The organism is Thiocapsa rosea (assembly GCF_003634315.1).
Taxonomy (GTDB): Bacteria; Pseudomonadota; Gammaproteobacteria; order Chromatiales; family Chromatiaceae; genus Thiocapsa; species Thiocapsa rosea.
Genome location: NZ_RBXL01000001.1, coordinates 3,963,655 through 3,975,971, shown reverse-complemented (window position 1 = coordinate 3,975,971; position 12,317 = coordinate 3,963,655). Strand labels below are relative to the sequence as shown.

Sequence of the window (12,317 nt, the reverse complement as noted above, 5' to 3'; positions counted from 1 at the left end):
AATGCTTGACTCTCCAGCGAAAGCCTCATTCATCATAGAGGCGAGGAGAAACCCATGAACGATCTACACCTCCAAACCCAGACGCAGACCGCGACGACACAGGATCAGGAGCGCGCACGCCGGCTCCGCGGTGCCTTGACGCAAGCGTCACTTCGAAACGAAAACGTCCTTTACGCGCGCACCAGAGGCATCAGCCGGAACAACGGATCGTTCGGATTTCGACCCGGTTATCGCAACGGCGCGACCGGCGAGGCGGTGCTGTCGCGCTTTGCGAACGGAACGCCGGCGCCGGTGCATCTGCTCGACGGCCTACCCGAGTCCTGGGTCCTCGAACGCGATCATGAAGGTCATGTGACTGCGACCCGCCAGGGTATCGTGTCCGGATTCATCCTCGACGGTCGGTTCTACACACGCGAAGAGGCCATCCGGGCAACCGCGCACTGAGCCCTCATACCGACCCGCCAACCGTTCTCCGCCGGTGCAGGGACGCACCACCTCCCCAATCCCCGAGAGTTAAACCGCGCCTCACCGAGATCGAGCACATCTCCGAAGCCAAACGCAACATGAAAATGACGCATGTCGCTCTGGACGCGGTTTAGTCCCGTTCGTCGGGTCCCGTACCGCAGGCGCGATGTCGGAGCCCCGCCCGCGCAGGGTCAGCGCCCCGCCATCGCCTCCTCCGCCAGCCGGTGCCCGAGCTCGATCAGCTCGCGTGCCCGGTGAAACTCATGCGCGGCGCACGCATTGCGCGGAACGTCGATCACCACGTCCGGGCGATAGGCGGCGAGCTTGACCGCCGCAATCGCGTTCTGCATGGTCTCGAAGGATCGCAGCGTGAGATCGAACACGTCGAGCTGCTCCTCGGCGCGCCCTGCCAGGGTCTCGCCGATCGCGTCGAAGAATTGCCGGATCCGTTCCTGATAGCCGAGATCCACCGGCGTCTCCTCGTGCGTCTTGGCCGCTGCGGCCGAATCGGGCATCCGTTCGACGCCCTTCGCCGACCTCGTCTCGGCATTGAGGTTGACCGCCACGGTCAAGTCCGTGAAGTCCCGAAAGGTCGGGGCGATGGGCACCGGATTGAGCAGGCCGCCGTCGACCAGCGTCAATCCACGATAGCGGTGCGGCGTGAAGACGCCCGGCACGGCCATCGAGGCACGGATGGCGTCGAAGAGGGGACCCGTCGAGATCCAAACCTCGCGTTGTCGGTCGATGTCCGTTGCGATGGCGGTATAGCTGATCGGCAGATCTTCGATCACATGATCGCCGACCATCGAGCGCAAGGTCTCGATGATGCGATCGCCCTTGAGTAGCCCGGCCCCGCTGAAGGCGAAATCGACGAACCTCAGGACATCGCCCAGGTTCAGCGCGCAGACCCAACGCTTGTAGGCGTCGAGCTCGCCCGCGGCATAGATGCCGCCGACCAAGGCGCCCATGGAGGCACCGCTGATGGAGGAGATACGATAGCCCCGCGCGGTCAGGGACTCGATGATGCCGATATGGGCGAGTCCGCGGGCTCCTCCGCTGCCCAGTGCCAAGGAAATAGTTTCGCGTTCCTGCCGTTTCGTCGTCATCCGCTGCGTCCTCCATCGAATCGCATCTGCAGGGTCCGGAAGCGTATCGCAAAGCTACAGGTCGAGCACGACATAGGATTGTCATGCGGGGGGCGTATCCTGCATGTCCGGACGGGGCGTGGGGGTCGAGCGCCGTCCGACAGCCCGACCGCGACATCTCGGGCACCCTCGAGCCCGTACGCGAGACATTTCGTCTCGAATCAGGGTTCCGCCCTCCCGCGCCAACCCCGCGCAAAGGACCGGGTTCGGGCGGGCACAGACCCGACGACAACGAGAGCGTTAAACCGCGCCCGGAGTGAAATGCGTCATTTGCACTTTGCGTTTGGCTTCGGAGATGTTCTCGACCTCGGTGAGAGGCGTTTTAAAAATTAATATTTTCAATATGTTAAGCAGCGCCGGCTCCGGCGGTTGTCGGAGCCGGCGCGGCCAAGCCAATCCAACACAATACGCATACCGCACTGGGCGCGGTTTAGGCGCGGTTTAGAATCCTATGTCGAGCATCGATCAGCGCTATTCATGTTCAGCCGAGGCCCATGAGGCGTCGGACGACCGCCCCCTTAATCCAAGCGCCGCGGCCACGCTCGGCGACATCATCCAGGCCCGCTTCAGCCGGCGCGACCTGCTGCGCGGAGCGCTCGCCGCGAGCACGCTCGGCGGTCTCGCGGCCGGTCCCTTGGCGCTCCTTGCCGACACGGTCACGGTGCCCGAAAGCGAGCGCGAGACCACAAAGACCCGCTTCGATTTCCAGGAGATCACCCATGGTGTCGACGAGACCCATCATGTCGCACCCGGCTATCGCTCCGACATCCTGATCCGTTGGGGCGACCCCGTCCTGCCCGGCGCACCCGCCTTCGACCCGGATCGCCAAAGCGTTGAAGCCCAGACCCGGCAGTTCGGCTACAACAACGACTATGTCGGCTATGTGCCCTTGCCGCTCGGTTCGAAGAGTTCGGAGCACGGCCTGCTGTGCATCAATCACGAGTACACCAACGCCGAGGTGATGTTCCCTGCCTCGGGCGCGCCGACCCGCGAGCACGTCGAGATCGAGATGGCCTGCAACGGCGGATCCATCCTCGAGATCCGAAAGGACGCGGGGCGCTGGTCCATCGTCGCCGACAGCCGTTACGCCCGCCGGATCACCGCGCTCGACACCGAGATCGCACTCTCGGGACCGGCCGCCGGGCATGACCGCATGAAGACCTCCGCGGATCCGAGCGGCACGCGGGTGATCGGCACGCTCAACAACTGTGCCGGGGGCATCACCCCTTGGGGCACCTACTTGATGGCCGAGGAGAATTTCCACGGCTATTTCTCAGGCGATCTAAATCGGCATCCGGACGCAACCGTCGCGGACGGCGTCGCAGAGCATCCGGAGAAACGCAACTACGCCCGCTACGGTGTGCCTGCCGGCCACTTCGTCTGGGGCCGATTCCACAGGCGTTTCGACGTCAATGCAGAGCCGAACGAGGCGAATCGCTTCGGCTGGATCGTCGAGGTCGACCCGCTCGACCCGGCATCCATGCCGATCAAGCGCACCGCGCTCGGGCGTTTCAAGCACGAGGGCGCCGAGTCCATCGTCAACGCCGACGGCCGTCTGGTGCTCTACTCGGGCGACGACCAGCGCTTCGAGTATCTGTATCGTTTCGTGACCGACGGCAAGGTCGACCCAAGCCATCGCGCGGCGAACCGCAATCTGTTGGACGCGGGCACGCTCTCGGTCGCACGCTTCGAGGCGGACGGCACGCTCGCCTGGCTCCCGCTCATCTTCGGCCAACCCGGTCTGACCCCGGAGAACGGCTTCCACTCCCAAGCCGATGTCCTGATCGAGACCCGTCGTGCCGCGGACCTGCTCGGGGCGACCCCGATGGACCGACCCGAGGACGTGGAGCCGAACCCGCACAACGGACGCCTCTATGTGATGCTCACCAACAACAAGGAACGCGCGGCCGAGCAAGTGGACTCAGCGAACCCGCGCGCCGCCAACCTTTGGGGTCATCTTCTGGAGCTGACCCCGCCCGCCGGCGATCATACGGCGCAGCGTTTCGGCTGGGAGGTTCTCGTCAAGGCCGGCAATCCGCGGGACCCGGCGACCGCCGCCCTCTGGAACCCGGCGACCGGCGAGAACGGCTGGTTTGCCTGTCCGGACAACTGTGCTCTGGACCATCAAGGCCGACTCTGGGTCGCGACCGATCAAGGTCAGGCATGGCACAGCGCATCCGGCAGCGCCGACGGGCTGTGGGCGCTCGAAACCGAGGGCAGCGGACGCGGCACCGGTCGCATGTTCTTCCGGGTACCGGTCGGGGCCGAGCTCTGCGGACCCTGCTTCACCCCGGACGGACGCACGCTCTTTCTGGCCGTGCAGCACCCGGCCACCGACGGCACGCTCGACTATCCGGGCTTCGCGCGCCCCTCGACCTTCGAGGATCCAGCCACACGCTGGCCGGACTTCGACCCCGCGATACCGCCGCGCCCTTCGGTCGTCGTGGTCACACGGGAGGACGGCGGTCCGATCGGAGGTTGATTCCAAACAAGGATTCCGACGCGAAGCGGCGCAAGGAGGCAAAGAGAACGATGAGTGACCAATGTTCGTGAGGACGGAACCTCGACGGGCGTCGTACCGAATCGGGCAGCCTAATGCGCGATGCCGATCGTTGCTCCCGGCGCACTGAAGTCCGCCACCCCCGGGCCGGTTGAAACCGGCGAACCCAGGGGCCGATACGCCGACTTCAGTCGCCCCCCCTGGGTACGCCGACTTCAGTCGGCCCCCCGGGTACGCCGACTTCAGTCGGCCCCCCGGGTACGCCGACTTCAGTCGGCCGATCCTCGGCCCCGGAAACACGCGGCAGCTGACCGGTAGCTGAACGTCGTCCCTCATCAGAAGACAATACCCCCGCCCTCTCTGCGCAAGCTGGAAACGCTGCACTTTCTCCCGACCTAAACCGCGTCCAGAGCGAGATGCTCATTTTCGAGTGCGCCAGACATTTGGTACATCCATGGCCCTTAGCGGGGACGCGGTTTAAAATAACATATTTTTTAATATCTTAAACCGCACAGGCTCCAGCGATCGTCAAGTCGTCCGGACCCGATCCCACCCCAAAACAGCGCATACCGCTGGGCGCGGTTTAAGGCCGTCACTTCTGCGAATCGTCCGGCGAAGGCGCAACCGGCTCCGAGCCATCGGGTGACGCGGCCGCCATGTCGGGCACGGGCTTCGGCATGGGCGCCTCCACGACACTGCCCAGGTCGTCCAGAACGAAGTCGACATCGGGCAAAAAATCGGCAAACTCGACCCCGTACACCTCCCAGATCGAGATGAACAGCGAAGCGATCAGTGGCCCGATAAAGAGTCCGTTGAAGCCGAACATCACGATGCCGCCGAGCGTGCTCAGAAAGATCATGAGCTCGTGCATCTTGGTGTCGCGTCCCACCAGGATGGGGCGCAGCACGTTGTCGAGGCTGCCCACGACCAAGGCACAGAAGACAGCCAAGCCGATCGCGCTTCCCGTTTGTCCCTGCACGGCGAGAATGATGCACGCCGGCACCCAGACGAGCGCCGAGCCGACCGCCGGGATGATGGACAAGACCACCATGACGGTGCCCCAGAACACGGCATTCTCGATCCCGGCAATGGCGAAGGCGATGCCGGCGAGTCCGCCCTGAAGGATTCCGATCAGGAGGGTTCCTTTCAGGGTCGCGCGCGTGACCGAGGTGAACTTCTGCAGCAAGACCCGCTCGTCGGCGCTCTTCAGCGGCAAGTAGTAGAGGATCTTATTGATCAGCTTATGGCCGTCGATCTGCAGGAAATACATGCTGTAGAGCATCACGAAGGCGAGAAAGAAGAAGTTCAGCGTACCCAGCGTGAGCGAGGAGAGGCCCCCGACGACGAACTTGCTGGCGAAGGTTGCAGCCTCGCCGGCACGCTCGAGCAGGAGCGAGCGCAGAGGCAGCAGATCCTCGTAGAAGGGCAAGCGGCGCATGCCTTCCAGGAAGGCATCCGGATCGGCGAGCCGCTCCTTGATCCAGGGCAAGAAGGTCTGGGTGACATCGAGCGCCTGCCCCACCACGACCGCGACCAGGAGCGACAGCGGGATCAGGACGACCACGGCCACCACCAGGAGTGTGGCGAGCGATGCCAGGCTCGCACTGCCCCGCAGGCGCGGCTGCAGCCACAAGTACAACGGGCGCGCCATCGCACTGAAGAGCCCGGCGAGAAAGAGCGCCATCAGAAACTGTTGGATCATCGCGAAAAAGAGCGCGGAGATCCCGAGCGCCATCAGGATGACGACCCATTTATTGACAAGATCTTGATTCATAAAGCTCACTTATCCATTTGAAAGAGCTGGTGCGATACCCGTCGCACGATCAGGGCGTCGCATGATCAGGGAGCTCCGACACTGCGCAAAGGCCCGAACTTGGCTTGGAGCTGCGCGGCCGGCCTCTGGATCCATGACGCCAGATGCGCCTGACCGGTCTGCTCGAGCCGACGGCACCCGTCGCCCGGCAACAGAAGCGGGATCGCCCAAGGAGGCCGGAAAACCAAGGCATTCATCGGCGTCGCCCAATCGTCGATGATCGCCATCCACGGCCACTGCAGCGCGTAAGGCTCCTCGGGCCCGAACGCCAGACAGGTGGTCTCGGCGCTGGCCGTGGCATTCATCAGCCCGTGTGTCGCCGTCCACCAGGCGGCGGATTTTGCGGTCCCGATCAAGGCAAGGCTCAGTGCAGCGACGACCACCAACCGCCCGAGGCGACGGATGCCGGGACGTTCCGCAAGAGCCAACGGCCGCCCGGCGATCCCGACCGCAAGCGCCATCAAGAGCAACGCGACCGGCAGGATCAGCCCTGCCTTGAGCTTGATTCCCTCTCCGAACAGAAGGTCAACGGCGACGAGGGCCCCCAGGAGGGGCAGCAGCAGAAAGGCCGGCCACAGCAGTCGGCTCTCGACAACCCGGCGACCTCGCCGCCACCCTGAAACGAGACTCAGCGCCGCCAAGACCCCCAAGACCGCCACCCAGGCAACAACAGACCCTGCGACAGGGTCTCGGGGAGCAGGTAACGAACGGCTGCATCCGGCTCCGTCAGCGAGCGCTCGTAGCCGGTGGCGCCGACCAGTGTCGAAATCACGCGCAAGACGGCCGAGACCGCAAAGGCCGCGGCAAGGCCGCTCCAAGCGCGGGTCCAGGTGCGATCGGTCGCGCGATCGAAACGGGCGTTCAAGAGTGCAACGAGACTCAAAAATCCCGCCAACGCAAAGCCCAGAGGATGCAGCAGAAGCAGCAAAGGGGCCAGGACAGCACCATAGATCAAGGTCAAGCGGCGATTTGGCGCGAGTGCCGCGAGGAGCACGAACGGCCAGACGAGGTAAAGGCTGAAGAGCAGTTCCGAGACCGCAGAGAAATTGATCTGGTTGGCGACCAGAAAGAGCAGCGGCAGCAGAATCAACTCAGGGCGGCGCTCGCGTACGATCGACCAGCACACCAGCAAAGACACCACGGGTAGAGCGACATAGGTGAAGGAAAAGAGGTGGCGCAGGAGCACGACATCGTCGGTCAGTCGGGTCGCAGCCAAGGTCGGGAGCTGCGCGAGAACCGAGCCGAGCCGAAGATTCGGAAAGACCGGAACGCCGTCCAACGCCAGCTTAAAGAAGTAATAGGCACCGTCGCCGAAGAGCGGCAGACCGACCAGCGCGATCGGCACATACGCCAGCATGACGAGCGCAAGTCCGAGCTGCAGTGCGCGTCGTTCGGACAGAACACAGCGACCCGCCACGGGCAGCGCGTGCTCGGGTTTACTCGCAGCGGTCAAGGCTTCGGCCTTCGGCATGGGATCGGGTCGACTCCGATAGGTCGATCGGCAGGACAGGCGTGACGGATGGCCCGGCTATCGTACCGTGAGTCGATGATCGTTTGGCGGACCAAGTGAAGGATAGAGGTCGGGCAAGGGCGGCGGCAGCATCGGCGGCGTCGCCCCCCATTGCGGCGGCGGCTCGAAGAGCCTGGGATCGGTGAAACCGCGTGGTCCCCGCGGGTCTCGCGGCGGGCGCCACGGATCGGGCGGACTCCTCGACGGCTCGGTCGGACGGAATCGATAGGGTGTTTCCCCCCACTCGGAGGTGAATCCCTCCGGGAGTCGCTCGTCGCGACGAAAGACCGGGTCGCCGAGACCGCGATTCCGTTCGCCGGACCCATCCACGGATCGCTCATCGGGGATTGCGGCCCAGCCGCCGAAGCGACTTGTCTCGCGCTCGTCGTCGAGCGGGCGGAAGCGATAGCCGTCGATCACCGATCCCCCATCGGGCAGCGACCCATACCGAAACGCCCGCTCGTCCCGCCACATCGGCGGCGGGGTCGGCGCATCCGGTACGCTAAAGGTTCGCGGACGATCCGGCGGACGTGTCGTCGGGGGCGCGGAATCGGCAACCGGTCCTGCATCACGGATCGGAACGCCCAAGACCAGGAGGATCACCGAGGTCGCGACGAAGATCGCGAGGAAAATCGCTGCCACGATGACGAGGAGATCGAATCGTTGATTCACCACTGAACACCTGCCTCCCGATCAGCACGAAGGCCGAGGCCGCGCGATACCGTATCGCGCTGCCTTCCAAAGAGCGAGGTCCCGACCGCGGCTCGGATGCAGGACGTCGCCGCTCTTACACAAAGAAATAGGCCGTCGAGGCGGAATACGCAAGCACTCCGGATCTTGGATTCGGCGCATAATAGCCGGTCCGCATTGAATCCATCGACCGGAGTCCGCATGCCCCTATTGAAGCTCGGCATCCCGAAGGGAAGCCTGGAAGAAGCCACCATCGAGCTGTTCGCCCAAGCCGGCTGGAACATCACGGCGCACGCACGCAACTACTACCCCGATATCGACGATCCGGACATCCGCTGTGCACTGATCCGCGCCCAGGAGATGGCCCCCTATGTCGAGCGCGGGGCGCTTGATCTCGGGCTGACCGGGCTGGATTGGATCCTGGAATCGCAGGCCGAGGTCGAGCCGATCTGCACCCTCACCTATTCCAAGGCATCCAATCGCCCGAGTCGTTGGGTGCTGGTGGTGCCTCAGGACTCGCCGATCCAGCGGGTCGAGGATCTGGCCGGGAAGAAGATCGCCACCGAGCTCGTCGGCTTTACCAAGCGCTATCTCGCCGAGCGCGGGATCGAGGCCGTCGTCGAGTTCTCCTGGGGCGCCACCGAGGCCAAGGTGGTCGAGGGGCTGGTGGACGCCGTGGTGGAGATCACCGAGACCGGCAGCACCATTCGCGCCCACGGACTGCGCATCGTGGAGGACCTGCTGATCACCGAGACGCGCCTCATCGCCAACCCCCAAGCCATGCAGGATCCCGCGCGGCGAGCCAAGATCGAGCAGATCGCGCTGATGCTCCAAGCGGCCCTGCGTGCGCGCCACAAGGTTGCACTCAAGTGCAACGTACCGGCCGAGTGCCTGGACGCCGTGGTCGGGCTGCTGCCGAGTCTGCACGCCCCGACGGTCAGCCACCTTTACGACCGTCAATGGCTCGCACTCGAGACCATCGTCGATGCCGCCTCGGTGCGTGACCTCGTCCCGAAGCTCAGCGCGGCCGGTGCTCAGGGGATCCTCGAATACAGGCTGAACAAGATGGTCTGAGGTGCTGGCCTGGCAGTGCTGAACCTGCCGGTTTGCGGCTCACGCATCGAGCCGCGTTGCCGAAGTCGCCGCCGGTCCCGGCCGGCCGAACAGATAGCCCTGAAAGGCACGGCAACCATGTTCGGCCAGCCAGTCGCGTTGGGCCTCGGTTTCGACCCCCTCGGCGATAACGTCGAGTGCGAAGGTATCGCCCAAGCCGATAATGGTGCGCGCAATCGCCGCATCGTTGGCGTTGGTCACGAGATCCCGCACAAAGGACAGATCGATTTTAAGCTCTTTCAACGGCAGCCGTCCGAGATCGGTCAGCGAGGAATAGCCGGTTCCGAAATCATCCAGCGCGAAGCTGATGCCCCGCTCCTTGAGCATCGACATCTTCGCGATCATCGCGTCGCGGTCCTCCAGCAAGAGATTCTCGGTGATCTCGAGTTTCAGTCGCTTTGGATTGCATCCGTGCCGTTCGACCGCGGCAAGAACCTGCTCGACGAAATCCGGATGATGGAACTGCAGTGCACTGATATTGATCGCGAGCGTCAGCTCAGCCGTTTCGGGCCGCTCGGACCAAGCCGCCAGTTCGGTGCAGGCCATTTCCAGAACCCACCTGCCCAAGGGCAAAATCGTCGCGGTCTCCTCGGCTAAGCGGATGAAATCAGCCGGCTGGAGCAGACCACGCTGCGGATGTTGCCAGCGCAGCAATCCCTCCGCGCCGGTCACCTGCCCCGCCCCGTCGACCTGGCTTTGATAGTGGAGGAGAAACTCACCGTGCTCCAAGCCTTGGCGTAGACTGGTGGCGAGCGCTGCGCGTGAGGATACCTCCACCTGCATCTGAGGGTCGAAGAAACGCAGTGTGTCCCGTCCTGCCGCCTTCGCCCGATACATGGCCATATCGGCCTGCTTCATCAGTTCCTCGACGCTCTTGGCCTGCCGGCCGAAGACGGCGACACCCATGCTGGCCGAGCACCGATACTCGCGATTCTCAAGCTCGCAGGGCACACGCAGTGCTGCGAGCAGCTTATTGGCGAGCACCTCCGCCTGTGATGCAGCCGTCTGCGCTTGAGCGCTCAAACACTCCAGCATCACGACGAATTCGTCGCCGCCGAGCCGGGCGAGGGTGTCGGACTCGCGGATACACGAGGCTAAACGCTTGGCGACCTGACGCAGCAACCGGTCACCCTGATCATGCCCCAGGGTGTCGTTGAGCGTCTTGAAATCGTCCAGATCAATAAAGATCAGTGCACCCATATGATGGCTGCGTCGGCTCGCGGCGATCGCGCGCTCGAGTCGATCCATCAGCAGCCGACGGTTGGGCAGGCCCGTGAGCGGATCGAAAAACGCGAGATGCTTGATCGCCTCTTCGGCACGCACACGCTCGGTCGTATCCGTGACGAGAGCGACAAAGCGGGGCTCAGAGCCCAGGAGCTGCAAGCGAATCTCGGCGGGATAACAGCTGCCGTCCTTGCGCCGATGCCGGGTCTCCAACACGACCTGGCTCCTGCTCCCATCGCGCAGCGGTGCGAGCAAACGCGAAAAGGTCGGCGGATCGTAATCGGGCATGAGATCCAATGGGGTCATCCGCATGAGCTCTTCCATGCCGTAACCCAGATTGGCGCGGGCGCCCTGATTGACCTGCTCGAAGCAGAAGCCCTTCGGATCGAAAACATAGACCTCGGTCTGCGCCTTCTCGACGATCTCCCCGAGCCGACTGAGCGAATCATTGGCCGCGCGCCGGGCGGAGATGTCGGTGGTCGTGCCGATCATCCGCAGGGGAGTCCCGTCTGCGGCTCGCTCCACGACCTTGCCGCGCCCCAGACTCCAGAGGTAAAGGCCGTCTCGGCGTCGGAGTCTGTGCTCGTGGTGAAGGGCAGCGGCGCGGCCGCGAAGGTGATGGTCGATCGCATCGGTCAGCGCCTTGAGATCGTCCGGATGGACCCGGTCCTTCCAAGCGTCGAGCCCTTCGCAGATGTCCTCCTCGCCAAGACCCAGGAGACGCTTCCAACCGGCGGAGTAGAAGACCTTGCCGGTGCGCAGATCCCAGTCCCAGACTCCGGCATCGCTTCCCTCCAGCGCGAACTTCCAGCGCTCTTCCGCATCGGCCAGCTCGGCGATCGCGGCGTAATGCTCAAGCGCGTAGGAGATGTCTCGGGCCAGCTCGGCCAGCAAATCACGCGCGTCCTCGTCCAAGACCTCACGATCGCACGCATAGACGCTCAAGACCGCGAACACCTTCCCGCGCATCGTCAGCGGAAGCGATGCCGAGGCTTGCCACCCGAAGCGCCGCGCCGACGCATGCCATGGCCGGGTGAGCGGATCGGCTTGGAGGTCGAGGCTCCAATAGCCCTGCGCGCTGCGCATCACGCGCGCGAAGGGTTCATCGTCCAGACCGTCCGGGTCCATCGACGAGGACAGCGCCCCGAGCAGCTCGGCTCCACCCTCGCCGTCCATCGCCAGACACTCGATTCGAGCCTCGCCCGCGTCGGCGTCCGTTCGGCCGATCCAGGCCATATCCAGACCGCCTTGCGTCACGAGCTCGCGACAGACGATCGGGAGCAAGGTGCTCGGTTCCTGGGAATGGACGATGGCCTGGCTACATTCGGTGAGGATGCGATAGAGCCGCGTCAGCCGCTCGATCGTGGCATGACTGTGTTTGCGCGCCGTGATGTCGTGCACGCACACCACGATGCCTTCGACGCTACCGGCCGCGTCGAGCCACGGGATATAGCTCACCTCTCCCCAACCGGTTCGCACACCGCGCCGCGGGAGCTGGGCCTCGTACACGACCATTTCGCCGCCGAGACAGGCCGCTAGGCGCGGTCCGACCACCTGCGCGTAGAAATCCCGATCCATGATCTCGTCCACGCGACGGCCTATGACCTGCTCGGAGGTCAAGCCCCATGAGCTTAGATAAGACGCGTTGGCGGCGCGATACCTGAGATCGCGGTCGAGATAGGCGAAGCGGTCGGCGCTCGCCGCGATCATGCGCCGGAAGAACTCGGGTTCCCCGATGTCCTCCGACGCCGAGCGGCTGCGTCCGTCTGAAACGCGCTTGCTCGATGATCTACCTCCCGGTCTGACCATATCACGCATCTCCCGAAACGTGGACTCGGTGCAACGCCGGCTCGAACA

The 12,317-nt window shown here is 64.2% G+C and carries 9 protein-coding genes; 3 read left to right on the top strand and 6 right to left on the bottom strand.

All coding sequences use genetic code 11. From position 1 onward, the window contains the following. Positions 1 to 54: 54 nt before the first annotated feature. The gene (locus tag BDD21_RS17895) at positions 55 to 444 is read left to right on the top strand and encodes a hypothetical protein (RefSeq protein ID WP_120798310.1); all 390 of its coding nucleotides are present in this window, start codon (positions 55 to 57) and stop codon (positions 442 to 444) included. Positions 445 to 656: 212 nt separating this feature from the next. On the opposite strand, the gene BDD21_RS17890 is transcribed toward BDD21_RS17895, so the two are convergent. Then, entirely contained in the window at positions 657 to 1,571 is a 915-nt protein-coding gene (locus tag BDD21_RS17890) for a patatin-like phospholipase family protein (protein ID WP_120798309.1), read from the bottom strand. 490 nt (positions 1,572 to 2,061) lie between these two features. Here BDD21_RS17890 and BDD21_RS17885 point away from each other — a divergent pair, with 490 nt between their 5' ends. Further along, entirely contained in the window at positions 2,062 to 4,092 is a 2,031-nt protein-coding gene (locus tag BDD21_RS17885; RefSeq protein WP_120798308.1) for a PhoX family protein, read from the top strand. Positions 4,093 to 4,702: 610 nt separating this feature from the next. On the opposite strand, the gene BDD21_RS17880 is transcribed toward BDD21_RS17885, so the two are convergent. From BDD21_RS17880 to BDD21_RS17865, 4 genes are all read right to left on the bottom strand, one after another. Continuing rightward, positions 4,703 to 5,884, bottom strand: a complete 1,182-nt coding sequence (locus BDD21_RS17880; RefSeq protein ID WP_245969672.1) for an AI-2E family transporter — start codon at positions 5,882 to 5,884, stop codon at positions 4,703 to 4,705. Between the two features lie 65 nt (positions 5,885 to 5,949). Next, a complete protein-coding gene (locus BDD21_RS17875; RefSeq protein ID WP_147431133.1) occupies positions 5,950 to 6,573 on the bottom strand; it encodes a hypothetical protein in 624 nt (207 codons plus the stop codon). Then, positions 6,552 to 7,394, bottom strand: coding sequence for a hypothetical protein (locus BDD21_RS17870; protein ID WP_120798306.1), 843 nt, complete (start codon positions 7,392 to 7,394; stop codon positions 6,552 to 6,554). The genes BDD21_RS17875 and BDD21_RS17870 overlap by 22 nt, the downstream gene beginning before the upstream one ends. Before the next feature lie 57 nt (positions 7,395 to 7,451). Next, positions 7,452 to 8,105: a hypothetical protein gene (locus tag BDD21_RS17865; RefSeq protein WP_120798305.1), complete on the bottom strand. Its 654-nt coding sequence runs from the start codon at positions 8,103 to 8,105 to the stop codon at positions 7,452 to 7,454. A gap of 219 nt (positions 8,106 to 8,324) precedes the next feature. On the opposite strand from BDD21_RS17865, the gene hisG reads away from it, so the two are divergent. Next, on the top strand, positions 8,325 to 9,197 hold the full coding sequence (hisG, locus tag BDD21_RS17860; protein ID WP_120798304.1) for an ATP phosphoribosyltransferase: 873 nt from the start codon (positions 8,325 to 8,327) through the stop codon (positions 9,195 to 9,197). 39 nt (positions 9,198 to 9,236) lie between these two features. Here the strand turns inward: hisG and BDD21_RS17855 are convergent, their stop codons facing one another. Next, positions 9,237 to 12,269 (bottom strand): bifunctional diguanylate cyclase/phosphodiesterase, encoded by a 3,033-nt coding sequence (locus tag BDD21_RS17855; RefSeq protein ID WP_170164803.1) that lies wholly within the window; start codon positions 12,267 to 12,269, stop codon positions 9,237 to 9,239. Positions 12,270 to 12,317 lie beyond the last annotated feature (48 nt).

Coding starts and splice junctions, on each gene's coding strand:
- BDD21_RS17880 (WP_245969672.1), bottom strand. CDS start 5,884: ATGAATCAAGATCTTGTCAATAAATGGGTCGTCATCCTGATGGCGCTC.
- BDD21_RS17870 (WP_120798306.1), bottom strand. CDS start 7,394: ATGCCGAAGGCCGAAGCCTTGACCGCTGCGAGTAAACCCGAGCACGCG.
- BDD21_RS17890 (WP_120798309.1), bottom strand. CDS start 1,571: ATGACGACGAAACGGCAGGAACGCGAAACTATTTCCTTGGCACTGGGC.
- BDD21_RS17885 (WP_120798308.1), top strand. CDS start 2,062: ATGTCGAGCATCGATCAGCGCTATTCATGTTCAGCCGAGGCCCATGAG.
- BDD21_RS17895 (WP_120798310.1), top strand. CDS start 55: ATGAACGATCTACACCTCCAAACCCAGACGCAGACCGCGACGACACAG.
- hisG (WP_120798304.1), top strand. CDS start 8,325: ATGCCCCTATTGAAGCTCGGCATCCCGAAGGGAAGCCTGGAAGAAGCC.
- BDD21_RS17855 (WP_170164803.1), bottom strand. CDS start 12,269: ATGGTCAGACCGGGAGGTAGATCATCGAGCAAGCGCGTTTCAGACGGA.